General features: G+C 71.1%; 27 protein-coding genes. 18 read left to right on the forward strand and 9 right to left on the reverse strand.

Annotated features, from left to right (window positions below):
• Positions 1-453: 453 nt before the first annotated feature.
• A complete protein-coding gene (locus tag FHY05_RS06835) occupies positions 454-852 on the reverse strand; it encodes a hypothetical protein (RefSeq protein ID WP_183943648.1) in 399 nt (132 codons plus the stop codon).
• Between the two features lie 82 nt (positions 853-934).
• Between FHY05_RS06835 and FHY05_RS06840 the strand changes: the two genes are divergently transcribed.
• Both FHY05_RS06840 and FHY05_RS06845 read left to right on the forward strand, forming a co-directional pair.
• Positions 935-1189, forward strand: coding sequence for a hypothetical protein (locus FHY05_RS06840; protein ID WP_183943649.1), 255 nt, complete (start codon positions 935-937; stop codon positions 1187-1189).
• Positions 1186-2943, forward strand: a complete 1758-nt coding sequence (locus FHY05_RS06845; RefSeq protein WP_183943650.1) for a hypothetical protein — start codon at positions 1186-1188, stop codon at positions 2941-2943. Before FHY05_RS06840 ends, FHY05_RS06845 begins: the two co-directional genes overlap by 4 nt.
• Before the next feature lie 466 nt (positions 2944-3409).
• Here FHY05_RS06845 and FHY05_RS06850 read toward each other — a convergent pair whose 3' ends face one another.
• Complete coding sequence (locus FHY05_RS06850) at positions 3410-4324, reverse strand: ROK family protein (RefSeq protein ID WP_183943651.1); 915 nt, start codon at positions 4322-4324, stop codon at positions 3410-3412.
• A complete protein-coding gene (locus FHY05_RS06855) occupies positions 4325-4768 on the reverse strand; it encodes a MarR family winged helix-turn-helix transcriptional regulator (RefSeq protein ID WP_183943652.1) in 444 nt (147 codons plus the stop codon).
• 134 nt (positions 4769-4902) lie between these two features.
• On the opposite strand from FHY05_RS06855, the gene FHY05_RS06860 reads away from it, so the two are divergent.
• A complete protein-coding gene (locus FHY05_RS06860) occupies positions 4903-5811 on the forward strand; it encodes an alpha/beta fold hydrolase (protein WP_183943653.1) in 909 nt (302 codons plus the stop codon).
• A 42-nt stretch (positions 5812-5853) separates the two neighbouring features.
• Positions 5854-7050: a winged helix-turn-helix domain-containing protein gene (locus FHY05_RS06865; protein WP_183943654.1), complete on the forward strand. Its 1197-nt coding sequence runs from the start codon at positions 5854-5856 to the stop codon at positions 7048-7050.
• A gap of 193 nt (positions 7051-7243) precedes the next feature.
• Here the strand turns inward: FHY05_RS06865 and glmS are convergent, their stop codons facing one another.
• Together glmS and glmU are read right to left on the reverse strand one after the other, a co-directional pair.
• A complete protein-coding gene (gene glmS / locus FHY05_RS06870) occupies positions 7244-9067 on the reverse strand; it encodes a glutamine--fructose-6-phosphate transaminase (isomerizing) (RefSeq protein ID WP_183943655.1) in 1824 nt (607 codons plus the stop codon).
• 1 nt (position 9068) lies between these two features.
• Positions 9069-10418 (reverse strand): bifunctional UDP-N-acetylglucosamine diphosphorylase/glucosamine-1-phosphate N-acetyltransferase GlmU, encoded by a 1350-nt coding sequence (gene glmU / locus FHY05_RS06875; RefSeq protein ID WP_183943656.1) that lies wholly within the window; start codon positions 10416-10418, stop codon positions 9069-9071.
• Positions 10419-10479: 61 nt separating this feature from the next.
• On the opposite strand from glmU, the gene FHY05_RS06880 reads away from it, so the two are divergent.
• From FHY05_RS06880 to FHY05_RS06935, 12 genes are all read left to right on the forward strand, one after another.
• The gene (locus FHY05_RS06880) at positions 10480-11148 is read left to right on the forward strand and encodes an HAD-IA family hydrolase (RefSeq protein ID WP_183943657.1); all 669 of its coding nucleotides are present in this window, start codon (positions 10480-10482) and stop codon (positions 11146-11148) included.
• Positions 11145-11555, forward strand: coding sequence for a VanZ family protein (locus FHY05_RS06885; RefSeq protein ID WP_183943658.1), 411 nt, complete (start codon positions 11145-11147; stop codon positions 11553-11555). The genes FHY05_RS06880 and FHY05_RS06885 overlap by 4 nt, the downstream gene beginning before the upstream one ends.
• Positions 11552-12763 carry an ATP-binding protein gene (locus FHY05_RS06890; protein WP_183943659.1) on the forward strand — a complete coding sequence of 404 codons (1212 nt, stop codon included), beginning with the start codon at positions 11552-11554 and terminating at the stop codon, positions 12761-12763. Before FHY05_RS06885 ends, FHY05_RS06890 begins: the two co-directional genes overlap by 4 nt.
• 70 nt (positions 12764-12833) lie before the next feature.
• The gene (locus FHY05_RS06895; protein ID WP_183943660.1) at positions 12834-13925 is read left to right on the forward strand and encodes a substrate-binding domain-containing protein; all 1092 of its coding nucleotides are present in this window, start codon (positions 12834-12836) and stop codon (positions 13923-13925) included.
• The gene (gene pstC, locus FHY05_RS06900; protein ID WP_183943661.1) at positions 13925-15301 is read left to right on the forward strand and encodes a phosphate ABC transporter permease subunit PstC; all 1377 of its coding nucleotides are present in this window, start codon (positions 13925-13927) and stop codon (positions 15299-15301) included. Before FHY05_RS06895 ends, pstC begins: the two co-directional genes overlap by 1 nt.
• Complete coding sequence (gene pstA, locus FHY05_RS06905) at positions 15298-16593, forward strand: phosphate ABC transporter permease PstA (RefSeq protein WP_311732391.1); 1296 nt, start codon at positions 15298-15300, stop codon at positions 16591-16593. The genes pstC and pstA overlap by 4 nt, the downstream gene beginning before the upstream one ends.
• Positions 16593-17360, forward strand: a complete 768-nt coding sequence (pstB, locus tag FHY05_RS06910) for a phosphate ABC transporter ATP-binding protein PstB (RefSeq protein ID WP_183943662.1) — start codon at positions 16593-16595, stop codon at positions 17358-17360. Before pstA ends, pstB begins: the two co-directional genes overlap by 1 nt.
• Before the next feature lie 17 nt (positions 17361-17377).
• Positions 17378-18076 carry a phosphate signaling complex protein PhoU gene (gene phoU / locus FHY05_RS06915; RefSeq protein WP_183943663.1) on the forward strand — a complete coding sequence of 233 codons (699 nt, stop codon included), beginning with the start codon at positions 17378-17380 and terminating at the stop codon, positions 18074-18076.
• Positions 18076-18768: a phosphate regulon transcriptional regulator PhoB gene (gene phoB / locus FHY05_RS06920; protein ID WP_183943664.1), complete on the forward strand. Its 693-nt coding sequence runs from the start codon at positions 18076-18078 to the stop codon at positions 18766-18768. The genes phoU and phoB overlap by 1 nt, the downstream gene beginning before the upstream one ends.
• A gap of 247 nt (positions 18769-19015) precedes the next feature.
• Complete coding sequence (locus tag FHY05_RS06925; protein ID WP_183943665.1) at positions 19016-19531, forward strand: hypothetical protein; 516 nt, start codon at positions 19016-19018, stop codon at positions 19529-19531.
• A 77-nt stretch (positions 19532-19608) separates the two neighbouring features.
• Positions 19609-20508, forward strand: coding sequence for an SDR family NAD(P)-dependent oxidoreductase (locus tag FHY05_RS06930; RefSeq protein ID WP_183943666.1), 900 nt, complete (start codon positions 19609-19611; stop codon positions 20506-20508).
• A 66-nt stretch (positions 20509-20574) separates the two neighbouring features.
• Complete coding sequence (locus FHY05_RS06935) at positions 20575-21600, forward strand: hypothetical protein (protein ID WP_183943667.1); 1026 nt, start codon at positions 20575-20577, stop codon at positions 21598-21600.
• A 70-nt stretch (positions 21601-21670) separates the two neighbouring features.
• Here the strand turns inward: FHY05_RS06935 and FHY05_RS06940 are convergent, their stop codons facing one another.
• Together FHY05_RS06940 and epsC are read right to left on the reverse strand one after the other, a co-directional pair.
• Positions 21671-22012, reverse strand: coding sequence for a DUF2794 domain-containing protein (locus tag FHY05_RS06940; RefSeq protein ID WP_183943668.1), 342 nt, complete (start codon positions 22010-22012; stop codon positions 21671-21673).
• Positions 22012-22698, reverse strand: coding sequence for a serine O-acetyltransferase EpsC (epsC, locus tag FHY05_RS06945; RefSeq protein WP_183943669.1), 687 nt, complete (start codon positions 22696-22698; stop codon positions 22012-22014). Before epsC ends, FHY05_RS06940 begins: the two co-directional genes overlap by 1 nt.
• Before the next feature lie 195 nt (positions 22699-22893).
• Between epsC and FHY05_RS06950 the strand changes: the two genes are divergently transcribed.
• A complete protein-coding gene (locus tag FHY05_RS06950) occupies positions 22894-23664 on the forward strand; it encodes a sulfite exporter TauE/SafE family protein (RefSeq protein ID WP_183943670.1) in 771 nt (256 codons plus the stop codon).
• 40 nt (positions 23665-23704) lie between these two features.
• Here the strand turns inward: FHY05_RS06950 and FHY05_RS06955 are convergent, their stop codons facing one another.
• Positions 23705-24226 carry a carboxymuconolactone decarboxylase family protein gene (locus FHY05_RS06955; RefSeq protein ID WP_183943671.1) on the reverse strand — a complete coding sequence of 174 codons (522 nt, stop codon included), beginning with the start codon at positions 24224-24226 and terminating at the stop codon, positions 23705-23707.
• 124 nt (positions 24227-24350) lie between these two features.
• Entirely contained in the window at positions 24351-24896 is a 546-nt protein-coding gene (locus FHY05_RS06960; protein WP_183943672.1) for a peroxiredoxin, read from the reverse strand.
• A 143-nt stretch (positions 24897-25039) separates the two neighbouring features.
• On the opposite strand from FHY05_RS06960, the gene FHY05_RS06965 reads away from it, so the two are divergent.
• Positions 25040-25942, forward strand: a complete 903-nt coding sequence (locus tag FHY05_RS06965; RefSeq protein ID WP_183943673.1) for a hydrogen peroxide-inducible genes activator — start codon at positions 25040-25042, stop codon at positions 25940-25942.
• Positions 25943-26067 lie beyond the last annotated feature (125 nt).

Consider the following 26067-nt stretch of genomic DNA (forward strand, 5'->3'; position numbering starts at 1 on the left):
CCGCCGGGCGCGGCGTCGCCCTCGAGCCAAGGGTGCCATGGTCCGGCGCTTGGTGGCGATCGCCGCGCGGCCAAGAACGCGCGTCACAGCGGTCCATCGGCCGCCGAGCGGTGTGTGCACCAGCGCGACGGCACGCGTCGGCGGGGACGTCCGGCCCGGCCGGTCAGAGGCCACCCCGCTTGCGTGCTGGACGCGCCCACGCCCGATCGCGCACTCCGCCACCGATAGTCCGAAGAAGTGACCGCTTCGTCGCGAGTCGGTCGCAAGGGGTCAGCGTCGTATCGTCGCCGGGTCACTCGACCCGCGACCGATCGCCGCGCAGCCATCTCTCCGGTAGACATCCGTTCGGCCGTCCCCGTCGTCGCGCGTCGCCGTGCGCCGATCGTGGCCAGGCCGCGCGTCACGCCGCCCTGGCGGCTCTCCCCCCCCGGCCGATCATGGTCCGTCGCGCGATCAGACCGGTTCGCTGTTTACCTCCAGGATCAGGACCTGCCGCGCGTCGGTGATGCCCGCGCGCTGGAGGGCGCGATTGAGCGCGGCGCTCATGTGCTCGGCATTGATCGGCGCCAGCGGACCGCACTCGGCGCGGTCGAAATCGACCAGCGCGACCAGCAGCGCCGACCGCGTCTCGGGCCGCCGAAGATAGAGCCGCAGCGCGCTGTCGGTGTTGGCCGCCTGCAGGGCCAGCCGCACCCGCATCCGCCCCGCGATCGCGCCGCCCTCGAACAATGGAAGCTCGATCGGATCCACGTACACGATCGGACGGTCGGTGATGAAGCCGCGGATCTCCACGCCGCGGTCGGCCGCGACCAGCAGAAGCGGCAGCAGGGCGCGCAGCAGCGAGCGTCTCACGTGATCCTCCGAAAGCGAGGCGGCGCGACCGCGCACCGCTCATCCGCTCCTATGATAGGACGAGCAACTCGATGGATGGCCAATGCCCGGACGAAACCTTCCTCCCCGCTACCGCGTCATCACTCGCGACAGCGAGCCGGCTGATCCAGCGCCGCGCGCCGGATCAGCCGAGCGACGCTGGGACGAGGAGGCGTTCGGCGGCGAGCCGCCGGCCGCCGCGCCCACGATCATCGAGCAGCCGCCGTCCTGGCCGCTGATCGGCCTGTTCCTCCTCGCCACCGCGGCGGGCGGCGCCGCGGCGGCGCTGCTCGGGCTCGTCCCGGACGTGCTGCTGTGAGGGCGCGTCTCACCCTGGCGCTGACGCTGGCGCTCGCCGCGGGCAGCGCCACCGCCGAGACGAGGGGCGCCACCTTCGCGCCGACGCTCGCGCGATTGCCGCTGCCGAGCGGCAGGGCGGCCTGGCCGGTCGTGCCCGACGCCGAGTCCTGGCACATGCTGAGCGTCGCCGCGACCGAGCGGCAGCCGGCGCGATGGGCCTACGCGCGCAGCCTGATCGGGCAGGATCGCGGTGCGGAGGCGATGGGCGTGCTCGATACCATGCGCCAGGACGAGCCCGACCTGCTCCTGCTCGACTCGTTCCGGCTCGCGTACGGCGCCGCGCTCACGCTGGCGCATCACGACGGCGAGGCGTTGCTCGCGCTCGCTCCCGCGCCGGGGGGAGCGGACGCGCCCAGCGCCGAGCGCTGCGCCTGGCGGCTGCGCGCGCTGGCGGAGCTCGCCCAATATGAGGCGGCGCGCGCACTGGTGAGCTGCGCCACCCCGGCGCTGATGGCCCGTCCCGCCGCGGCGAGGATGCCGTTCACGCTGGCGATCGCGACGATCGGGCTCGAGACGGGGCGCCCGGAGGCGGCGAGCGCGGTGCTCGCGGGCATGCCCCTCGATCACCCCGGTGCCACGCTGCTGCGCGCGCGCGCGCAGGCGCTGCTGGGGCAATATGCCCCCGCCCGGACGCTGTTCGGCAAGGTGGAACGCGAGGGGTCGCCGGCGGACCGTGCGGCCGCCCGGCTCGAACTCATCGAGGTCGGGCTGGCGGACCGTGAGCTCGCGCCCGGGGCGGCGATCAGACAGCTGAGCGCGCTCACCTTCGGCTGGCGCGGCGACGCGGTGGAGGAGCGCGCGCGCGCGCTCACCTTCCGGCTCGCGGCCGAGCGCGGCGACCATGCCGCCGCGCTCGCCGCGGGCGGCGCGCTGCTTCGCTACTTCGACGTGACCCGCCGACCGGCCGATTTTCACGCGCAGGTGCAGCACGAACTCGAGGCGCTGATCGGCCCGGGCGCGACCATGGCGTTGCCGCGCGCGGCTACCCTGCTGTGGGACTATCGCGACATCCTGCCGTCGGGTACGAGCGGCAACCAGCTGATCGAGACCTTCGCGCAGCGTCTGGTCCAGGCGGGTCTCTACCAGCAGGCGGCGGACCTGCTCGCCTACCAGCTACGCAATCGCACCAGCGACATCGCGCAAGGTCCCTTATCCGCGCGCGTGGCGACGCTACAGATCCTCGCCGGCAAGCCGGGCGACGCGGTGACGCTGCTGCGGACCACGGCGCGGAGCGACTATACGCCCGAGATGATCGCGGACCGCCAGCGTGTCCAGGCGATCGCCCTGTCGCAGCTCGGCCGGGTCGACCAGGCGGTGGCGATCCTCGCTGAGGTCCCGAACAGCGCCGCGCTGCGCAGCGAGATCCTGTGGAAGCAGCGGCGCTGGGCCGATCTCGTCGCCGCCGACCAGTCGCTGCTGCCGCGCGCCGCGGCGCCACTCAGCGACGTCGCGCAGATCATCGTGCTGCGTCACGCCATCGCGCTGGCGATGCTCGGGCGGCTGGGCGAGCTCGACTCGCTGCACCAGCGCTACGCCGCTGGGTTCGCGACCAAGCCGAGCGGCCATGTCTTCGGCCTGCTGAGCGGGTCGCTCGCCGGCCGGGGCGGGACGCGGCTGGAGGAGGCGCTCGCGGCGCTGCCGACGGTCAGCCCGATCGACTCGCTCGCGCCACTGCTCGACGCGCCGGTGGCGCCGGAGGTGCCGACGACGTGACGGTCGCTCGCCCAGCCTCGCCGAGCGAGCGCTCTCGTCGGGGTCGGGCCGGGTCGCGTCCGCGCTGCGAGGCGGGGTGGTTCGGTCGCGTGCGGACACGGGTAAAGAGCGCAACGAGGCGAGCGGAAGATCCGGCCACTCCCGGCGGCAGGTCACCGTCCGCGAAGACACCCTGAAGGGCGGCGCGCACCGCCCCGACCGTCGCCCCGCCGCGGACTGCCGGAGCCCGCGTCGTCGCTCGTCCGGGGAGAAGCGCAGGCTCCACGCCCACCTGCCTCCTGGTATCGTCGCGTGCGCGATGGGCCGAGCGGTGGGCGACCGCGCCGGTGCCGGCGCCGGTCGGGTTCGGTGCGCTCGCCGGGTCGCGCCGCGCCGCGCGAGAGTGAGCGACGTCGCCTTAGGTCAGGACGGGCCGGCCTCGACGATCGTCGAGCGGGCGTGCGGTGCGGCGCGCTACCTCGCCGCGCTATCCCGCCAGCGCGGCGCCGAGCCGGTCCTCCACCGCGAGCGTGCCGAGGAGCACCGCGCCGAGCGGTCCGGCGTTGCCGCCGAGCGCGGCGGGGACGATGAACGTCTCGATGTCCGCTACCTCGGGCAGCGCGACATAGCCGTTGAGGCTCGCCGCGGTCGCCGCGCGCAATCGCGGCAGGAGCCAGGGATTGCCCACCATCACGCCGCCGCCCAGCACGATGCGGCGTGGCACGCCGGTCAGCGTCAGCGTCGCGAACAACGAAGACAACGCGCTCACCACCGACTCCCAGGCGGGATGGTCGGCGCCGAGTTCCTCACCCTTGATCCCGGTCCGCGCGGCGATCGCGGGGCCCGCGGCGAGCCCCTCGACACAGGCGCCGTGATAGGGGCAAGCACCGATCCAGTCGTCGCCGGGGAGACGCGGCGGGCGGATATGACCGAACTCGGAGTGGGTCAGGCCGTCGACCGGGCGGCCGTGCGCGATCATGCCCGCGCCGACGCCGGTGCCCACCGTGACATAAGCGAGGTCGGGAAGTCCCTGTCCGGCGCCCCAGCGCGCCTCGGCCAGCGCCGCGCCGACGACGTCGCTGTGGAAACCGACCGGCACGTCGTAGCGCGCGCCCAGCCGGCGCGCGACGTCGGTGTTGGCCCAGTGCGGCTTCGGGGTCGAGGTGATCTTGCCATAGTCGCCCGAGTGCGGGTCGATCGAGACCGGGCCGAAGCTCGCGACGCCGATCGCCGCGAACCCGCGCCACTGGTCGAGCGCCGCCTCCAGCGCCGGCAAGGTCTCCTCCGGCCGCGTGGTGGGAACGCGCACTTCCTCCAGGATCGCGTCGGGACCGCGCGACAGTACCGCGATGCACTTCGTCCCGCCGAGTTCAACGCCCGCGATCAGCGGCAACTGCGCCATTCAACTTTCCTCCTGCACCGCGGCGTCGATCCGCCGCAGCATGTCCCTGAACTGTTCGAGCTCGACCTCGGTGAACCGGCCGAAGATGCGCCGTTCCAGCGCCTTGGCCTCGGGCGCGACCTGCGCGTACAGCGCCTCGCCGGCGCCACTCAGTCGAAGGTGATGCGAGCGCCGGTCGGTGTCGTTGGGGCTTCGCTCGAGCAGCCCGCGCCCGGTCAGCGCGATCGCGGCGCGGCTCACCGTCACCTTGTCCATGCGGCTGCGCTCGCCGAGCTCGACCTGGGTGATCGGCGCGTGCTCCGCGATCAGCGTGATCAGCCGCCATTCCGGGATCGATAGCCCGAACAGCGCGTCATAGGCGCGCGCGATGCGGTCGCTCACCCGGTTGGAGGTGACCGACAGCAGGTACGGCAGGAAGCGATCGAGGTGGAGGCGGTCGGCCATGACGTCGCTGCGCTAACACGGGACAGCGTCGAGCGGAACCGGAATGGAAATGTTGCATTCACGTGACGTCGTTATGACGTCTATATGAAAGAACGGAGCGGCGCCACGGGAGGTGGGCGAGGACGGAGCGAGCGATGACGCTGGTGCGGGCGAACGGGATCGAGATCGACGTGGAAGAGCGCGGGCCGCGCGACGGTCCCGCTATCCTGCTGATCATGGGTCTGGGCGCGCAGTTGGTGCGCTGGCCGCCGGCGATGGTCGAGGCGCTGGCCGACCTCGGCTATCGCGTGATCCTCTTCGACAACCGCGACGTCGGCCTCTCCACCAAGTTCGACCACGCGGGTGTGCCGAGCATCGTCTGGACGGTGATGCAGAAGCAGTTCGGTCGCGTGCCCGAGGTGCCCTACACACTCACCGACATGGCCGCTGACGCGGTCGGCGTGCTCGATGCGCTGGGCGTGGGACGCGCGCATCTCGTCGGCGCGTCGATGGGCGGGATGATCGCTCAGCTCGTCGCCGCCGGCTGGCCCGAGCGCGCTGCCTCGCTCACCTCGATCATGTCGACCACCGGCCATCCCGGCTGCTCGCGCCCCTCGATGCGCGCCACCGCGCTGCTGCTCCGCCATCCCCGCAGCGACGACATCGAGGCGATCGTCGCGCACGGCACGATGGCCGGCCGCGCGGTGAGCGGCCGCTTCCCGATGGAGGACGCGATGATGGCAGAGCGGATCCGCGCCGAGACGCTGCGCAACCGCTGCCCCACCGGCTTCCTCCGCCAGATGGCCGCGATCGTCGCCGATGGCGACCGCACCGAACGGCTGCGCGCGATCGACGCACCGACCCTCGTGATCCACGGCAGCGACGATCCGCTGGTGCCGCCCGCGGGCGGGCGCGAGACCGCTCGCGCCATCCCGGGCGCGCGGCTACTCGAGATCGAGGGGATGGGGCACACGTTGCCGCCGCAGCTCATCGATCCGATCGTCTCCGCGATCCACGACCATATCCGCGCCGGCGCGGCGCCGCGGGTGGCGCGCGCCGCCTGAGCACGGTTGACGCCGGGCCGCGCTGAGCGCCAAGCCGCCGAGATGACGCTGACCCTCTCGCGGCGCGAGGCACGCCGTATCGCGTTGACGGCACAGGGCTTCGGCCGCTCTCGGCGGTCGCGCCCCGGCGCGGCGGCGCTGCGCGCGGTCGCCGAGCGGCTCGGCCTGTTCCAGATCGACAGCGTCAACGTGCTGACTCGCGCGCATTACCTCCCCGCCTTCGCGCGGCTCGGCGGCTATGACCGCACCCTGCTGGAACGCGATGCCTGGGGGCCGCGGCGACACCGTCGCCTGTTCGAATATTGGGCGCACGAGGCGTCGCTGCTGCCGCTCGAGCTCCACCCGCTGCTGCGCTGGCGGATGGATCGGGCAGCGCGCGGCGAGACCGGCTATCGGCGGCTGCGCCGCTTCGCCGGGGAGGATCGCGTCGCGGCCATGGCGGTGCTGGAGCGGATCACCGCCGAGGGCCCGCTGACCGCGGCCGATTTCGAGAACGGCGCGAGCCGCGGCGGCTGGTGGGAGTGGAGCGACACCAAGCACGCGCTCGAGTGGCTGTTCTGGTCGGGCCGGATCACCACCGCGACCCGGCGGGGCAGCTTCGCGCGGGTCTACGATCTGCCCGAGCGGGTCCTCCCGCCGGCCGTGCTGGCGCTGCCGACGCCGACGATCGAGGAGGCGCAGGCGGCACTCGTGGAGCGTGCCGCGCGCGCGCTGGGTGTCGCCACCGCGGCGGACCTGCGCGACTATTTCCGGCTGCGTCCCGAGGAAGGCGATCACGCCATCGTCACGCTGGTCGAGGCGGGCGTACTGCTGCCGGCGAGAGTCGAGGGCTGGTCGCAGCGAGCCTGGCTCCACCGCGACGCGACCGCGCCGCGACGGGTGCGCGGCGCTGCGCTGATAGCCCCGTTCGATCCGCTGGTGTGGGAACGCGGCCGCACGGAGCGACTGTTCGGCTTTCGCTACCGGATCGAGATCTACGTGCCGCAGGAGCGTCGGCAGCACGGCTATTATGTCCTGCCCTTCCTGCTCGACGAGGCGCTGGTGGCGCGCGTCGACCTCAAGGCCGATCGTGTCGCGCGCGTGCTGGTCGCGCGCCGCGTCACGCTCGAGCCGGGTGCGCCGCCGGACACGATGCCGCGGCTGCTGATCGAGCTGGACCGGATGGCGGCGTGGCTCGGACTCGAGCGCGCGGTGCTGGGCGAGGTGGTGGACGGCCTTCGAGGCGGCGGTGAGACGTGATGCGGCAGGCACGCCTCGCTGTGCCTGCCGTCATCCTGAGCGTGTCTCGGGATCCGCCGCGCCCGCGGGGCCGCGGTCATCAGACGCGCGGCACCTCGGATCCTGGGACGGGCTCAGGTTGAAGCCGGTCGCGAGGGCGGCGGGCCGACGAGCGCGCACGCGCGCGGGGAGGCGAAGTGACAGAGCACCCGACTCACTCCACCGTGACGCTCTTCGCCAGGTTGCGTGGCTGGTCGACGTCGGTCCCCTTCGCCACCGCGACGTGATACGCGAGCAGCTGCACCGGCACCGCATAGACCAGCGGTGCGATCAGCGGATGGACCTTGGGCATGGTGATCGTCGCGACACAGCCCTCGCCCGCCGCCTCGACGCCGTCATAGTCGCTGATCAGCAGCACCTTGCCGCCGCGCGCCTGGACCTCCTGCATGTTGCTGACGGTCTTGTCGAACAGCGGGCCCGTCGGCGCGATCACCACCACCGGAACATGTTCGTCGATCAGTGCGATCGGTCCGTGCTTCATCTCGCCAGCGGCATAGCCCTCGGCGTGGATGTAGCTGATCTCCTTGAGCTTGAGCGCGCCCTCCAGCGCGAGCGGATAGTCCGTCCCGCGCCCCAGGTAGAGCACGTCCCGCGCGCCGGCGACCGCGCCCGCGATCGCCTCGATCGACTCGTCGTAGGCGAGCGCGCCGTTGATCGCGGCGGGTGCCTCGGCGAGCTGGCGGACGATGCTGCGCTCCTCCGCCTCGGTCAGCCGGCCCTTGGCCTTGGCGAGGTTGGCGGCGAGCGCGGCGAGCACCGCGAGCTGGCAGGTGAACGCCTTGGTCGAGGCGACGCCGATCTCCGGCCCGGCATGGGTCGGCAGCAGCAGGTCGGCCTCGCGCGCCATCGTGCTGGTGGGCACGTTGACGACGACCGCGATCGTCTGCTTCTCGGCCCGCGCGTGACGCAGCGCCGCCAGCGTATCCGCGGTCTCGCCCGACTGGCTGATGAAGAGCGCCAGACCGCCCTCCTCCATCACCGGCGCGCGGTAGCGGAACTCGCTGGCGACATCGAGGTCGACCGGCACGCGCGCGAACTGCTCGAACCAATATTTGGCGACCATCCCGGCGTAGAAGCTGGTGCCGCACGCCACGATCGTGACGCGGCGGATGCCGGAGAGGTCGAAATCGGGGATCGGTAGCACGATCCGCCCCTCGAAGCGCTGCAGGTAGCTGCGCAGCGTCTGGGCGACCACGATCGGCTGCTCGTAGATCTCCTTCTGCATGAAATGGCGGTGGTTGCCCTTGTCGATCAGCGCGCCCGTCACGCCCGAGATCGTCACCGGCCGCTCGACCGGCGCGTTGTCGCGATCGAAGACCTGTGTGCCGTCGCGCGTGCAGACGACCCAGTCGCCCTCCTCGAGATACGCGATCCGCTGGGTCAGCGGCGCGAGCGCGAGCGCGTCCGAGCCGAGATACGTCTCGCCGTCGCCGTGGCCGACCACCAGCGGCGAGCCGAGCCGCGCGCCGATCAGCAGCTCGGGGTGGCTGCGGAACAGGATCGCGAGCGCGAAGGCGCCGTGGAGCCGCGGCAGCACCTCGCGCACCGCATTCTCGGGTGCCGCGCCGGCCTCGACCTTCTCGCTGATCAGGTGCGCGACCACCTCGGTGTCGGTCTCGCTGGTGAAGACGCGGCCGCGCGCGATCAGCTCGTCGCGGAGCGCCTTGAAGTTCTCGATGATGCCGTTGTGCACCACCGCCACCTCGCCGGTGGCATGCGGGTGCGCGTTGTTGGTGGTGGGTCCGCCGTGCGTGGCCCAGCGCGTGTGCGCGATGCCCGTGTGGCCGGGCAGCGGATCGGCGGCGAGTTCGCGCTGGAGGTTGATCAGTTTGCCCGAGGCGCGGCGGCGCGCGATCTGCCCGTCCACCACGGTGGCGATACCGGCCGAGTCATAGCCGCGATATTCGAGCCGCTTGAGCCCGTCGAGCAGGCGATCCGCCACGTCGTCATGGCCGAGGATACCGACGATACCGCACATGTTATTGGCCGTCCTTCTTCGCCTTCATCGACGCCCGGAAGCGCGCCGCCCAGCCCGCGCGCTCTTCCTGCCGGGCGCGCCCCAGGGCAAGTGAATCCTCTGTAACATCCCGGACAATAACGGATCCTGCCGCGACGATGGCGCCGTCTCCGATCGACACCGGGGCGACCAGCGCCGAGTTCGAGCCGACGAACGCGCCCGCGCCGATGACGGTGCGGCTCTTGAGATAGCCGTTGTAGTTGCAGGTGATCGTGCCGGCGCCGATGTTGGCCTTGGCGCCCACGTCGGCATCACCGATGTAGCTGAGGTGGTTGGCCTTGGCGCCGGCGTGCAGCACCGCATTCTTGACCTCGACGAAATTGCCGACCTTGGCGCCGGGCTCGAGCACCGCGCCGGGGCGCAGCCGCGCGTACGGCCCGACCTCGACCGCGCCCGCGACGGTCGCGCCCTCGAGATGGCTGAAGGCGTGGATCGTGGCACCGTCCGCTACCTGGACGCCCGGCCCGAACACCACGTTCTGCGCGATCGTCACGTCGCGGCCGATCGCCGTGTCGTGCGCGAACCACACCGTCTCGGGCGCGAGCAGCGTCGCGCCCTCGGCCATCGCGCGCGCCCGGCGCGCCTGCTGCCACGTCGCCTCCACCGCGGCGAGCTCGGCGCGGCTGTTGACGCCGGCGACCTCGTCCGCCGCTGCCTCGATCACCGCCGCCCGACCCGACAGCTCCACCACGTCGGTGAGATAATATTCGCCGGCCGCATTGGCGTTGCCGAGCCGCCCCAGCAGCGCGAACAGTCGCTCACCGCGCACCGCCATCAGCCCGGTGTTGCACAGGTCGACCGCGCGCTCGGCGGCACTGGCATCCTTATACTCGACGATCTTCTCGAGCCGGTCACCATCGGCCGCGACGATCAGCCGGCCATAGGCGCCAGGGTCGGCGGGGCGGAAGCCGAGCACCACCACCTCCGGCGAGTCGGCCGCGTGAAGCCGGTCGAGCATCGCCCGCATCGTGGCCGCGCTCACCAGCGGCACGTCGCCGTACAGGATCAGCACGTCGCCCGCGAAGCCCGCCAGCGCCGCCTCGGCCTGCCTCACCGCATGACCGGTCCCGAGCTGCTCGGCCTGATGCGCGGTCGCGGCGCCGAGCGGTGCCACCGCCGCCTCGACCTGCTCGCGCCCGGCGCCGACCACCACCACGGTGCGCTCGGGCCCGAGCGTCGCCGCGCTGGCGAGCAGGTGGAGCAGCATCGGCCGTCCCGCGATGGGATGCAGCACCTTGTGCAGATCGGACTTCATCCGCGTGCCCTTGCCCGCGGCAAGGACGACGATAGCGACGGGCGGCTGGCTCGACATGGGCGTGCCCTGCCACCCTTTGCTTGCCAATTCCAGTATGAGGCGGCAACGCGGCGCGCGCATGACCTCCTTCCCCTTTCCGATCGTCGGCTTCGATCTCGACGGCACCCTGCTCGACACCTCGGGCGACCTCGCCGCGGCGACCAACCACGCGCTCGCTTCCGTCGGGCGGCCGACGCTCACCGTGGAGCAGGTCAAGCCGATGATCGGCGGGGGAGCGCGCCACATGCTCGCGCAGGGCATGGTCGCGACCGGCGGCTGCTCGGACGAGGAGCTGGCGGTGCTCCACCGCCGGCTGCTCGACTATTATGAGGCGCACCTCACCGTCCACACCCGCCCCTATCCGCATGTCGTCGAGGCGCTGGACGCGCTCGCCGCGCGCGGCGTGCGGCTCGCGGTGGTGACCAACAAGCTCGAGCATCTCGCGCGCCGGGTGCTCGACCAGCTCGGTCTGACTGAGCGCTTCGTCACCATCATCGGCGGCGACACGATGGGGCCGGGCAACGGCAAGCCCTCACGGCTGCCGATCGACGCGATGGTGGCGCGCTGCGGTGGGGGGCGGACCGCCTTCGTGGGCGACTCGATCTACGATATCCAGGCCGCGCACGCCGCCGGGCTACCCGCGATAGCGTGCCGCTTCGGCTTCCTGATGCAGCCGGTCGAGGAGCTCGGCGCGGACGCGATCATCGACGGCTTCGACCAACTCATTCCCACGCTGGAGCGGCTATGACCGAGACCACCTCGCTGGCACAGGTGCGCCCGCTGTTCCTCCTCGCTCTGATCGCCGCGACGATCGGTGCGGTGACCCTCGCGCTCATGCCGCATCCGCCGCAGGTCGCCGACGTGAGCGACAAGTGGCAGCACATGTTCGCCTTCGGCACGCTCACGATCCTGTCAGTGCTGGCCTTTCCGATGACCTCGCTGCTGCGGATCGGGGAGCGCATGTCGTTCCTGGGCGCGCTGATCGAGGTCTTCCAGTCGATACCCTCGCTCCACCGCGACTGCGACGTGATGGATTGGCTCGCCGACACGCTCATCATCGCGGCGGTGCTGGCGGTGATCGTCGCGGCTCGCCGTCTCGGCCGTCGCGCCTCCCCTGCCCAGCCGCGACGATCTGCGCTACACCGCCGCACGTGATCGACGAGATCCCGCTCCGCACCTGGCTCGCGGTCGCGATCGCGGTCGCGACCGCCGCGGTCGTGCTCGTGCTGGCGGGCGACTATCAGACCGCGCTCGCGGCGCTGGCGGGTTGCGCGGCACTGGTGGTGATCGTCGCCACCATCCCGGAGGAGCCGCCCGCCGACCTCACCCCAGAGCCGACCCGCGCCGAGGTGCCCTATGAGGCCGCACTCGAGGCGATCGCGGAGCCGGTGCTGGTGCTCCGCGGGGGCCGCGTGGTGGTCGCCAACGCCGCCGCGCGCGCGCTGCTGGGGCAGCATATCCTGGGCGAGGACGCGCGCGTGGCGATCCGCCATCCCGGCGCGGCCGAGCATCTCGCCGAGGGCGCCGAGCATCCGGTCGACCTCGTCGGGATCGGCACGCTGGACCAGCGCTGGCAGATGCGCACCGCCGCATTAGGGCCGGAGCTACGACTGGTCCACCTCATCGACCAGACCGGCCAATATGCCGCCGAGCGGATGCGCGTCGATTTCGTCGCCAACGCCAGCCACGAACTCCGCACCCCACTGGCCTCGATCCTCGGCTACGTCGAGACGCTCGCCGAGGCCGCGGGCGAGGACCCGGGGCTGCGCCAGCGTTTCCTCGGCATCGTCTTCGACGAGGCGAGGCGAATGGAGCGACTCGTTGAAGATCTGATGAGCCTGTCGCGGATCGAGGCGGAGAAGTTCCGCCTGCCGCGCGCCGAAGTCGACCTCGCCGAGCTGGTGCAGGATGCGTGCGACTCGCTCTACACCACCCATGGCAATCGCGGCGACGACATCCGGCTGGAGCTGGCGGACGGCGTGCCGCGCGTGATCGGCGACCAGGCGCAGCTGTCGCAGCTGGTCCACAATCTCGTCGGCAACGCCATGAAGTACGGTCGCGCCGGCACGCCGGTGGAGGTCTCGCTCAGCGGCATCGATCGCAACGTCTGCCTCGTCGTCGCCGACCAGGGCGAGGGCATCGCGCCCGAGCATCTGCCGCGGTTGACCGAGCGCTTCTATCGCGTCGATCCGGGGCGGAGCCGCTCGCTCGGCGGCACCGGGCTTGGGCTCGCGATCGTCAAGCATATCGTCGAACGCCACCGCGGACGGCTCGACATCACCAGCACCGTTGGGGTCGGCACCCGCGTCGCGGTTACCCTCCCCGCCGCGGCGCCGGCGCCCGCGCCGGGGTCGCTGTCATGAAGACGTAACTCACGTGTCACATTGGCGGCGCCACCGGGGCCGCCGTATCGGCCGCCCGCTCGGGGGAATGATGTCGCGCCTCGTCAACGCGCTTGCGGCCAAGATGCCGGCGCCGCTGCCGCACGCCGTGCTGGCGGCGTTGGCGATCGGCGCGCTGGGCGGCTGCGTCGACCAGGCCGCCGGCGGTGGGGCGGGGTCACGCGACCAGATCCGTATCGTCGGCTCCTCCACCGTGTACCCCTTCACTACTCTCGTCGCCGAGCAGTTCCTCGCCAACACGCCCGGCGCCAAACCGCCCGTGATCGAGTCGACGGGGACCGGCGCGGGGATGAAGTTGTTCTGCGCGGGCATCGGCGCGGCGCATCCGGACATCGAGGACGCCTCGCGGCGGATGCACCGCGCCGAATATGACGCGTGTGCGCGCCACGGCGTCGGCGGCGTGCTCGAGGTGCAGGTCGGCATCGACGGCATCGCTCTGGCCGAGTCGTTGCGCGGCCCGGGCATGGCACTGACCGCCAGCGACCTCTATCGCGCGCTCGCCGCCGCGCCCGGCGGCCGCCGCAACACCGCCCGGCTGTGGCGCGACGTCGACCCGTCGCTGCCAGCGATACCGATCCAGGTCTACGGCCCGCCCGCGACGAGTGGGACGCGCGACTCCTTCGTCGAGCTGATCATGGCCCCCGGCTGCGAGGCGGTGGAGCCGGACACGCGCGCGTTGCGCGAGCGCGCGCCCGACCGGTTCGCCGCGCGCTGCCACCGACTGCGCGACGACGGCGCTTATGTGGACGCGGGCGAGAACGACAATCTGATCGTCCAGAAGCTGCGCGCCAACCCCGACGCGATCGGCATCTTCGGGTACGCTTACCTGGAGGAGAATGCCGGGGCGGTGCGCGGCGTGACACTGGGCGGCGTCGCGCCCAGCTACGCGACGATCGCTGACGGCAGCTATCCCGGAGCGCGGCCGCTCTATCTCTACGTGAAGAAGGCGCATCTTCGCGCCATTCCCGGACTGCGCGCCTTCCTGCGCCAATATGCCGCGCTGTGGGACCGCCGCGGGCCGCTGGTGCGGCGCGGGCTGATCGCCTCGCCCGAGCCGGTGCAGCGCCGCGCCGCCGCGGTGATCACGCAGGAGTTCGCGCTCGATCCCGCGGTGTTGCGCTGATGTCCCCGCTCGCGCTCGCCTTCGTCATCGCCGCGCTCGCTCTGATCGGCTGGGTCACCGCGCGTGCCCGCGCCGCGCGCTTCCGCCGTGGCACCGCGCGCCGCTTCAGCTCGCTGCCGCAGCACCACGGCTGGTTCGTCGCGCTGGGAACGCTGCTGCCCGCGCTGCTCTTCCTCGCGGTCTGGCATGTCACCTCGCCCGCGCTGGTCACCGAGGCGGTACTCGCCACGCCCGGCGCCGCGACGCTCCCCCCGCCCGGGCTCGACCGCGCGGCGATCCTGGCGGAAGCGCGCAATCTCGCCGCCGGGCGCGCCTATGGCGCCTTCCACCCGCTGTCCGAGCAGCTCGCGCCGTCCTATGCCGCGGCGCAGGCGCGCTACGACTGGATCGCCACCGCGGCGGCGCTGCTGCTCGCCTTCGCCGGCGGCGCGCTCTCTTACCTGCGCGTGCGCCCCGGGTTCTCGGCGCGGACCCACGTCGAGCGCGTGATCATGGGCACGCTGCTCGCCGCCTCGCTGATCGCGATCGTCACGACGATCGGCATCGTCGTCTCGCTGCTGTTCGAGAGCGCTCGCTTCTTCCGCGTCGTACCCGTGACCGACTTCCTGCTCGGCACGCACTGGAGCCCGCAGGTGATCGACCCGCGCGATCCCGGTGCCGCCCTGGGCGCGGTGCCCTTGTTCTGGGGCACCTTCTTCATCGGCGCGATCATCGCGATGGCCGTGGCGATCCCGTTCGGGCTGATGAGCGCGATCTACCTGACGCAATATGCCCGCGCCGGGACGCGTCGCTGGATGAAGCCGCTGCTCGAGATCCTCGCCGGCGTGCCCACGGTCGTCTACGGTTACTTCGCCGCGCTGACGGTGGCGCCGGCGGTCCGCGACCTCGGCTTCGCGCTGGGGGTGAGCTGGGCCTCGTCGGAGAGCGCGCTCGCGGCCGGCACGGTGATGGGGGTCATGATCATCCCGTTCGTGTCCTCGATGGCGGACGACTCGCTCTCCGCGGTTCCCGCGGCGATGCGCGACGGCAGCCTGGCGATGGGCGCGACCAGCGCGGAGACGATCAAGAAGGTGCTCGTTCCCGCCGCGCTCCCCGGCGTGGTGGGCGGCGTGCTGCTGGCGGTGAGCCGCGCGATCGGCGAGACGATGATCGTGGTGATGGCGGCGTCGGGGGTGGCGTCGCTGACGCTGAACCCCTTCGCCAGCACCACCACCGTGACGAAGCAGATCGTCGACCTGCTCACCGGCGAGGCGGCGTTCGACTCCGCCAAGACGCTCGCCGCCTTCGCGCTCGGGCTGACCTTGTTCGTCATCACCTTGCTGCTCAATGTCGTCGCGCTGATCGTGGTGCGGCGCTACCGCGAGGCCTACGAGTGAGCGAGACGCTCGTCCCCGCGGCGCCGGTGAGCGCCGCCGCACCGGCGGAACGGCGTCCGACCGATTGGCGCACCGCGTCGATGCAGCGCCGCGTGCGCCAGCGCTACGCCGCCGAGCGACGCTTCCGCCTGCTAGGGCTCGCCGCGGTGGTCACCTCCGCCGCGTTCCTGCTGTTCCTGCTCGCCTCGATGGCGGCGCGCGGCGCGGGCGGCTTCGTCGAGACGCGGATCGCGCTGCCGCTCGACCTCGCACGCGCCGGGCTGAACGTGACCCCGGCGCAGCTGCGCGGCCCGCGCGCCGATCTCGCGCTGGCCGGCGCTGGGTTGGAGGCGGCGGTCGACTCCGCCGCCAACGTCGCCTTCCCACGGGTCGGCGGCGCGGCGCTCCTGTCCGACGCGGCGTGGCTGCGCGTACGCGAGGCGGTGAAGCGGGACCCGAGCCTGCTCGGCCGCCGCGCCACGATCGACGTTCCCGTCGCGTCGCGGCTCGACATCGCCTTCAAGGGCGGCGGCACCCGCGCTGACCGGGCGCTCGCCCGGGCGCTTGCCTCACAGCTCTCGCGCGGGCTCAACCGCGATTTCCTGACCGGCGCCGACTCGACCGACCCGACCCGCGCGGGCATCTGGGGCGCGCTCAAGGGATCGCTGCTGACGATGGTGGTGACGCTGCTGCTGGCCTTCCCGATCGGGGTGTTCTCCGCGCTCTACCTAGAGGAATATGCGCCGCGGAACCGCTGGACCGACCTGATCGAGGTGTCGATCAACAATCTCGCCGCGGTGCCCTCGATCATCTTCGGCCTGCTGGGGCTGGCGGTGTTCCTCGGTACCTTCCACATGCCGCGCTCGGCCGCGCTGGTCGGCGGACTGACGCTGGCGCTGATGACCACGCCGGTGATCGTCATCGCGGCGCGCAACGCGATCGGCGCGGTGCCACCCTCGATCCGCGACGCCGCGCGCGCGCTCGGCGCCTCGCCGGTGCAGGTCGTCTTCCACCACGTGCTGCCGCTGGCCCTGCCGGGCATCCTGACCGGCACGATCATCGGCATGGCGCGCGCGCTCGGCGAGACCGCGCCGCTGCTGATGATCGGCATGCGTGCCTTCATCGCCGCCCCGCCCGAGCGGCTGACCGATCCCGCGACCGTGCTGCCGGTGCAGATCTTCCTGTGGTCCGACGACGTGCAGACCGGCTTCATCGAGAAGACCTCGGCCGCGATCATCGTGCTGCTCGTCTTCCTGCTGGCGATGAACGGCCTCGCCATCTTCCTCCGCAACCGTTTCGAGACCCGCTGGTGATGAGCAACGCCCCGCCCAAGATGACCGCGAGCGGCGTCGACGTCTTCTACGGCACGAAGCAGGCGATCCGCGACGTCAGCATCGACGTGCGCCAGGAGGACGTCACCGCGTTCATCGGTCCGTCGGGCTGCGGCAAGTCGACCTTCCTGCGCACGCTCAACCGCATGAACGACACCATCCCGGGCGCGCGCGTCTCGGGCGACATCCGGCTCGACGGCGAGGACGTCTATGCCAAGGCCATGGACGTGGTGCAGCTGCGCGCGCGCGTCGGCATGGTGTTCCAGAAGCCCAACCCTTTTCCGAAGTCGATCTTCGAGAATGTCGCCTACGGCCCGCGCATCCACGGGCTGGCGCGCTCCAAGGCAGACCTCGCGCAGATCGTCGAGCGCTCGCTGACGCGGGCCGGGCTATGGAACGAGGTCAAGGACCGGCTGGGCGACTCGGGCACCGCGCTCTCGGGCGGGCAGCAGCAGCGGCTGTGCATCGCGCGCGCGATCGCGGTCGACCCCGAGGTGATCCTGATGGACGAGCCGTGCAGCGCGCTCGACCCCGTCGCCACCGCGCGGATCGAGGAGCTGATCCACGACCTGCGCGGGCGCTACGCGATCGTGATCGTCACGCACAACATGCAGCAGGCGGCGCGCGTGAGCCAGCGCACCGCCTTCTTCCACCTCGGCCAGCTGGTCGAATACGGCGACACGTCCGACATCTTCACCAACCCGCGTGAGGAGCGGACGAAGGACTATATCACCGGGCGCTACGGCTGAGAGACGGGACGGGACGGATGGCGAACAGCCAGGAACATACGGTCAAGGCCTTCGACCAGGACATCGGCCAGCTGCGCGGGCTGATCTCGCAGATGGGCGGCCTGGCGGAGAGCGCGATCGCGGAGGCGATGGTGGCGCTGCAGCGCGGCGACGCCGAGCAGGCCGCGCGCGTGGCGGCGGGAGACCGCAAGATCGACGCGCTCGAGGCCGAGGTGGAGCGCACCGCGGTGCGGATCATCGCGCTGCGCGCGCCGATGGCGGACGACCTGCGCGAGGTGGTCGCCGCGCTCAAGATCGCCGGCGTGGTCGAGCGCATCGCCGACTACGCCAAGAACATCGCGCGCCGCGTGCCGCAGATCGAGAGCGAGCATCGCATCGACCCGATCTCCACCCTGCCCGCGATGGCGAAGATGGCGTCCGAGATGGTGCACAACGTGCTGGACGCCTTCGCCGCGCGCGATCCCGACCGGGCGCTCGCGGTATGCGAGAGCGACCGCGCGCTCGACGATTTCTACGACAGCATCTTCCGCACGCTCGTGACCTATATGGTCGAGAACCCGAAGACGATCAGCCAGTGCGCGCACCTGCTGTTCGTCGCCAAGAACCTCGAGCGGATCGGGGATCACGCCACCAACGTGGCGGAGATGGTCTATTTCGCGGCGACGGGGACGCGATTGACCGAGCGCGACAAGCTTCATCACGGGGGTACCATCTGATGGCCAAGGCCCGCATGCTGCTGGTGGAAGACGACGCCAGCCTCGCCGAACTGCTGGTGTGGCATTTCACGCGCGAGCATTTCGCCGTCCAGCACACGATCGACGGCGAGGAGGCGCTCCTCATGGCGAAGGAGACGCCGCCGGACATCGTGCTGCTCGACTGGATGGTGGAGGGCATCTCGGGGATCGAGGTCTGCCGCCGGCTGCGCCGCGCCCCCGAGACGCAGAACGTGCCGATCATCATGCTCACCGCGCGCGGCGAGGAGGAGGATCGCGTCCGCGGGCTGGAGACGGGCGCCGACGATTACGTGACCAAGCCCTTCTCGCCGCGCGAGCTGGTCGCGCGCGTCGGTGCGGTGCTGCGGCGCGTCCGTCCCGCGCTGGCGGGCGAGCAGCTCACCTACGCCGACCTCGAGATGGACACCGTCGGCCACAAGGTGCGCCGCGGCGGCGAGGTGGTCGCGCTGGGACCGACCGAGTTCCGCCTGCTCAAGCACTTCCTCGAACATCCCGGACACGTCTTCTCGCGCGAGCGGCTGCTCGACAGCGTCTGGGGGCACGACAGCGACATCGAGAGCCGCACCGTCGACGTCCACATCCGCCGCCTGCGCAAGGCGATCAACGAGGGCGGGCGGCCCGACATCATCCGCACCGTCCGCTCCGCCGGCTACGCGCTCGACACCGGGCATTGAGGCGTGTTTACAATCAGTTGCGTCTAAGAATGGGCGTGCTCCCGCGCAGGCGGGAGCCCAGCGGTCCGGGGCGCTTCCCCCGTCATCCTGTGTTCGCGCGTGGCCGAGAACTCTAGATCTCAGGCGTTTTCCCCGTCCTCTTCTTCGGTGCGCGCGCGCAACGAGGGACCTTTTCTCGCCGCCGGATCGTTGGCCGACCCGCGTGACTTTACGCGTTTCTGACCGAACGCACGGCAGGAGAGAGAACATGAAGACGATCCTTCTGGCAGCAGCCGCCGTCATCGCCGTCCCGACGATGGCGATCGCGCAGGACACCCCGCAGCAGACGCCGCAGACGGGCACGATGCAGCCCGACACCACGACCGCTCCGGACGCCACCGCGCCCGCCGACGCGGCGCCGGCGCCCTCCGCCGACACCACTGCCGACCCGGCGACGAGCCAGCAGGCGCCGATGCAGAGCGCGCCGTCGACCGGCGACGCCGCGACGCCGCCGTCCGCCAGCCCCGCCTCGCCGCAGCCCGCCGCGGGTGGCGCGATGGGCACCGAGACCGCCGGCGGCTATCAGCCGTCGCAGCCGGCGCTGTCGGGCACGCCGCAGCCGGGGGCAACGGTGCGCTTCCAGCCCGCGCCCTCGCCTGACCAGGCCTATCCGGCGCCCGCGGCGAAGTCGGAATACCCGATCTGCAAGAAGGGCCAGTACGATGGCTGCATGCAGGCGAGCGACGCCGGCGGCAAGAAGCGCGCCCGCGCGCGTCGTCGCTGACCGGACGGGACGGGCTTCTCGCCCGCCCCGCACCTGACTAGGAGAGGCGCTCCATCGCACGAGGGGGCGCCTTTCTCATGTCCATCCGCTTCGACGGCCGGGTCGCCATCGTCACCGGCGCCGGCGGCGGCCTCGGTCGCCACTATGCGCTCGAGTTGGCCCGCCGCGGCGCGCGCGTGGTCGTGAACGACCTCGGCGGCGATCGCTCGGGCCAGGGCGGTTCGGACGCGGCGCAGGCGGTGGTGGAGGAAATCCGCGCCGCCGGTGGCGAGGCGATGCCCAACGGGGCCAGCGTCACCGACTATGCCGCGATGGAGGAGATGGTCGCACGCGCCCGTGAGGCCTGGGGCGGCGTCCATGTCCTGATCAACAACGCCGGCGTGCTGCGCGACCGCACCTTCGCGAAGATGACGCCGGAGGACTTCGCCTTCGTCGTCGGCGTCCACCTGATCGGCTCGGCTCACGCCACCAAGGCGTGCTGGGACACCTTCCGCGAGCAGAATTACGGCCGCGTGCTGATGACCGCGTCCTCCTCCGGACTGTTCGGCAACTTCGACCAGGCGAACTACGGCGCGGCCAAGCTCGGGCTGGTCGGGCTGGCGCGCACGCTCCACCTCGAGGGGGCGCGCTTCGGCATCCGCGTCAACACCATCGCCCCCGTCGCCGGGACACGGATGACCGAGGAGCTGTTCCCTGCCGAGGCCTATGCCGCCTTCGCCCCCGAGAAGGTCGCGCCCGCCGCGCTGTTCCTGGTCAGCGACGAGGCGCCGAGCAACCAGATCATCGGTGCCGGCGCAGGCGTGTTCCAGGCGAGCCAGATCACGCTGACCCCGGGCGTGCTGCTCGAGGGCGAGGCGCTCTCGCCCGAAGGTGTCGCGGCGCAATGGGCGGCGATCACCGAACGCGCCGGCGAGATCGTCCCCGACTTGGGTGCGGCGCAGGCGCTGCTGATCGGCGCCGCGCTTCAGCGCGACTGATCGCTCCGTCCGATCGGGTCACGCGGCGGCTTGCGCCGGGTCGGTGCCGGGGCGACAGTCGCGCGCATGTACAGTGACAGCGACCTCGATCAGGCCGTGTCGGCCGGCGTGCTACCGGCGCACCTCGCCGCCGCCTTTCGCGATCACGTCGCCGGGCTGCGCGCGACCCCGGCGGTCGACGAGGAGCATTTCCGCTTCCTCACCGGGTTCAACGACCTCTTCGTCACGATCGCGATCACCCTGCTGCTCGTCGCGGTGGCACAGATCGGCGGCCTCGTCGCCGACTGGGCAGGTGGCGCGGCCGTGGCGGCGATGTCCTGGGTGCTGGCGCTCTACTTCACCGCGCGTCGGCGAATGGCGCTGCCGAGCATCGTGCTGTTGCTCACCTTCGTCGGCGGCATCGCTGCGGCGGTCCTCGCGTCGATCGGCTTCATGGCGATCCGCGTCGTCGACAGCGCCGCTCTGGTCGCGATCGGCCTCGCTGGCGCGGCGGCAGGGACGGGAGCCGCGCTCCACTGGCGGCGCTTCAGCGTTCCGATCACGCCCGCGATCGCGGCGGTCGCCGCGGTCGCCCTCGTCGTCTCGCTGATCATCGCCGCCGTCCCAGCGGCCAAGCCCCTCACCTGGGTGCTGCTGCTCGTCGGCGGCATGGCGGTCTTCGGCTATGCGATGCGCTGGGACATGAGCGATCCACGCCGCGAGACGAGATGCGCCGACGTGGCGTTCTGGCTCCACCTCGTCGCCGCACCGATGATCGCGCACCCGATCTTCCAGTTGCTCGGCGTGTTCGAGGACCGACTCGCGCTCGGTACCGCGCTGCTCGTGCTGCTGATGTATATGCTGTTCGCGCTAGTGGCGCTGGCGATCGACCGCCGCGCGCTGCTCGTCTCCAGCCTGATCTACGTGCTGTATGCGCTGTCGACGCTGATCCGCACCACGGGTGCGGTCGCCATGTCGACGGCGCTCACCGCCCTGGTGATCGGCGCGGCGCTGCTGTCGCTCTCGGCATTCTGGCAGACGATCCGGGTGTCGATCGTGACACGACTGGGCCGGCTCGCCACGCGCCTTCCCCCCGTGCAGTCGCGCGCATGAGGCGGGCTTCCTGCTGCGACGAACACTCGCATGAACCCCGACCGGCGCGGCGCGGGACGTCGCTGCTGCTCTATTCCTCGACCAGCTTCATCAGCCGCCGTTCGACCGGCGCGAGCACCGGACCGAGCTCATGCCCGCGACGGATCACCTGCCCCGCCTCCCCCACGAGCGCCCACATGCCCTGGCGCTGGCGTAACGCCGGGCGCTTCTCGATGCGGAACTCGGGCCGCTCGGTGGCGCGTCGAAATGCACTGAACACCGCGGCCTCGCGGCCGAGATCGATCGCATAGTCGCGCCAGTGACCGGCCGCGACCATGCGGCCATAGAGGTCGAGGATACGGTTGAGCTCGGGGCGGTCGAACCCGACCTGATCAGGTCGGGCACCGCCCGGGAAAGGCGTGACGATCCCCATCAGGCGCGGTCGCGCTCCGCGCGCCCGCCCTGCTCGGCGATCAGCGAGTCGAGCCGTTTCTTCATCGCCTCCAGCTCGCAGCGCAGGATCTCGACCTTCTGCGTGGCGGGATCGAACATCTCGCTGCACGGCGTGCCATAAGGGACGAAGCGCGGCTCAGGCGCGGCGCCGCCCTCGACCATCGTCGGCCGCGCCGGTATGCCGACCATCACCGCGCCTGCGGGCACGTCGCGGGTCACCACCGCGTTCGCGCCGACCCGCGCGCGCGGCCCGACCAGGATAGGGCCGAGCACCTGCGCGCCCGACCCGATGATCGCGCCGTCCGCGATCGTGGGATGTCGCTTGCCCGCGACGCCGTTGTCCGGGCTGGTGCCGCCGAGCGTGACGCACTGATAGATGGTGACGTCGTCGCCGATCTCCGCGGTCTCGCCGATGACGACGAAGCCGTGGTCGATGAAGAAACGCCGCCCGATCTTCGCGCCGGGGTGGATGTCGATCGCGGTGAGCAGGCGCGACACGTGGTTGACCACGCGCGCGCCGAGGAACCAGCGACGGCGATAGAGCCGGTGCGCGACACGATGGAAGCCGAGCGCCCAAACGCCCGGATAGGTGAGGATCTCGAGCCGCGAGTGCGGGGCGGGATCGCGCGCGCGGATCGAGTCGAGATAATCGGTCAGTCGCGCCATCCGTGTCCCCGCCGGCTCCTTAACCGCCGGCGGCGCCGACGCTCGAGCATGGTTGTTCGCCACAGATAAGGCGAACGCGCGCCGGATTCCATAAGCAGAGCTTGGCCGCGCGAAACGCGAATTTCCTATCGCGGTTGTGGACGATCGCTCAAGCCCTTAGCATCGCCACCACGGCGGGAGCGATCAGGAAGGTGCATGCAGTTACTCTCTCAGCTGGACGTCGCCGGCCTGCTTCCGTTCATCGCCGTCGGTTTCGGTGCCCAGCTCGTCGACGGTGCGCTCGGCATGGCGTTCGGCGTGATCTGCAACACGCTGCTCGTGGCGGTGATGGGGGTGGCGCCGGCGCGCGCCTCGGCCAACGTCCACATCGTCGAGACCTTCACGACCGCCGTGTCGGGGATCAGCCATGCGCTGCATGGGAACATCGACCGCGGGCTGTTCCTGCGGCTGCTGATCCCGGGCGTGATCGGCGGGGTCACGGGCGCCTATCTGCTCACCAACCTCGACGGCAACACGGTCAAACCCTTCGTGCTCGGTTATCTCATCGCGGTGGGCGTCTACCTGCTGATCCGCGGCCTCGTCTTCCCGCCCAAGGTGAGTAAGCCCAAGGTGGTCGAGCCGCTCGGCCTGATCGGCGGCTTCATGGACGCGGCGGGCGGCGGCGGCTGGGGACCGATCGTCACCTCCAACCTGCTGGTCCAGGGGGTGGAGCCACGCAAGGTGGTCGGCACGGTCAGCGCGGTGGAATTCTTCCTCACCTCGATCGTGTCGGCGACCTTCATCTACCATCTCGGCGTGAAGGATTTCGCGACCGCCACGATCGGCCTGCTGATCGGCGGCGTGGCCGCGGCGCCGCTCGGCGCCCTGTTCGCCAAGCGCATCCCGATGAAGGTGATGCTGGTGCTGGTCGGCACGGTGCTGACGATCACCAGCACCTACGGCTTCGTGCGCGCCGTGCTGATGTGACGTGATGGCCCCGGCGCGCGACGCGCACCGGGGCGATGGCTCAGGCGCTGACCGCGTGAACCGTGGCGACCGCCTTCATCACCGATGCGACGCGCACCGCCGACTGGATCACCTCGGCGGTGACCCCGGCCTTCTTCAGCACCTGCTCGTGGCTGTCGATGCACATGCCGCAGCCGTTCATCGCGCTGACCGCCAGGCTGAACAGCTCGAAATCGACCTTGTCGATCCCCGGCGCCGCGATGACGTTCATGCGCAGCTTGGCGGGCATGCGCTGGTACTCGTCGTTACCGGCGAGGTGGGTGAAGCGGTAATAGACGTTGTTCATCGCCATCACCGCCGCCGCGGCGCGCGCCGCGTTGGCCGCCTCGGTCGACAGCTTGTCGGCCACCTCGGCCTCGGTCGCCTCGACCAGCGGCTTGTGCCCCGAGCCGTGCGCGCAGGCGAGCAGCAGCCCGTATTTGCGCTGATCGTTGAGCACCGTCTCGTTGAGCAGCGAGCCGACGTTGAGTCGGATGTCCTTGGCGAAGTCAGGCAAGATGCCCGCGAATTCCTTGAGTGCCATGTCTCTCTCTCGGACGTGAGTCGCCCCGGCGCGACCGGCCCCCGCGGGTGCGCGGGGGGTCAGCCGCCGCCGGGGCGACGGGTAAGTGAAGGAGGCGGGACGCTTGGCCCCGCCCCCGGATCGATCAGGCCGCGACCTGGAGGACGTCGTCGCCCTTGTTCCAGTTGCACGGGCACAGCTCGTCGGTCTGCAGCGCGTCGAGCACGCGCAGCGTCTCGGCCGGGTTGCGGCCGACGTTGAGGCCGTTGACCTGCACCGCCTGGATCACGTTGTCGGGATCGACGATGAAGGTGGCGCGGAAGGCAACGTGCTCGTTCTTGTCGACGATGCCCAGCGCGTCGGCCAGCTTGCGGCCGTTGTCCGCCAGCCACGGGAAGTCGGCCGCGGCCAGATCAGGATCCGACTTGCGCCACGCCAGGTGGACGTGCGCGGTGTCGGTCGAGGCGCCGATGAGCACCGCGTCGCGGTCCTCGAAGTCGCCCTTGATCTGGCTGTAGCCGACGATCTCGGTCGGGCACACGAAGGTGAAGTCCTTCGGCCAGTAGAACAGCACCTTCCACTTGCCCGGATAGGCGGTGGTGAGGTCAAGCGTCTCGCCGGCGGGCAGCGCGCTGGTGCCCTGCTGGACGGGGACGGTGATGGCGGGGAAGGTATCGCCGATGGTCAGCATGGAAGCCTCCTGAGGAAAAAGGGAGTTCCAGCCATCCTCTCACGCGCGGGCGGTGGGCCGCCTCTCGTTGCGACGTCACTAAGGGGGTTCGCGTGATCGATCAAGTCGGTTATCGCGAAGCTGTTGATCGATCGAGGCGATGAATGGCGGCCATCTATCTTCCCACCTTGAAGCAGCTGCAATATCTTGTGGCACTCAAGGATCACGGCCATTTCGGACGCGCCGCGGAGGCCTGTTTCGTCACCCAGTCGACGTTGTCGGCCGGTTTGCGCGAGCTGGAGACGCTGATCGGCGTCACCTTGGTCGAGCGCACCCGCCGCGTCGTCCGCTTCACCCCGCTGGGCGAGCAGATCGCCGTCAAGGCGCGCACCGTACTCCGCGAGGCGGAGGAGCTCGGCGACATGGCGCGCGCGGCAGGGCGGCCGCTGTCGGGCGAGATGCGGATGAGCGTGATCCCGACGATCGCGCCCTTCCTGCTGCCGCGCGTGCTGCCGCGTCTGCGCCGCGACTATCCCGACCTCAGGCTGTTCCTGCGCGAGGAACCGAGCGGCCCGGCGTGCGAGGCGCTCCACAACGGCCGCACCGACTGCGTGCTGCTCGCGCTGCCCTACGCCTGCGGCGAGGTGACGACGCTGCCGCTGTTCGACGACCATCTCTTCCTCGCCTTCCCGGAGGGCGAGATGCCCGCGACACCCGCGGCGGTGAGCCCGGCCGAGATCGACGAGACCCGGCTGCTGCTGCTCGAGGACGGCCATTGCCTCAAGGACCATGCGCTGGCGGCGTGCAACCGCGCCGAGCTGCGCGCCGAGGCGACGATGCTGGGTACCTCGCTCCACACGATGGTGCAGATGGTCGACAACGGACTGGGAGTGACGATGCTGCCCAAGATCGCGCTCGACGCCGGCATCCTGGAGCATACCAACGTCGCCGCGCGCCCGCTCGACGCGGCGCATCCGATGCGCACGCTGGCGCTGGTGTGGCGCCGTGCCTCGCCGCGCGAGCGCGACTTCCAGCTGCTCGGGGAGGTGCTCAAGGCGGCCGGGTGAACGCTCCTCCTCCGTCATCCTGCACTCGTCGCCGAGGCCACGACGCCGCTCGCACCGCCGGACCTGATCGTGCGGCACGTCGGATCCTGAGACGTGCTCAGGATGACTTCGTCCGCTCGATGATC

The sequence above is a fragment of the Sphingomonas sp. BK580 genome (genome assembly GCF_014194975.1).
GTDB lineage: Bacteria > Pseudomonadota > Alphaproteobacteria > Sphingomonadales > Sphingomonadaceae > Sphingomonas.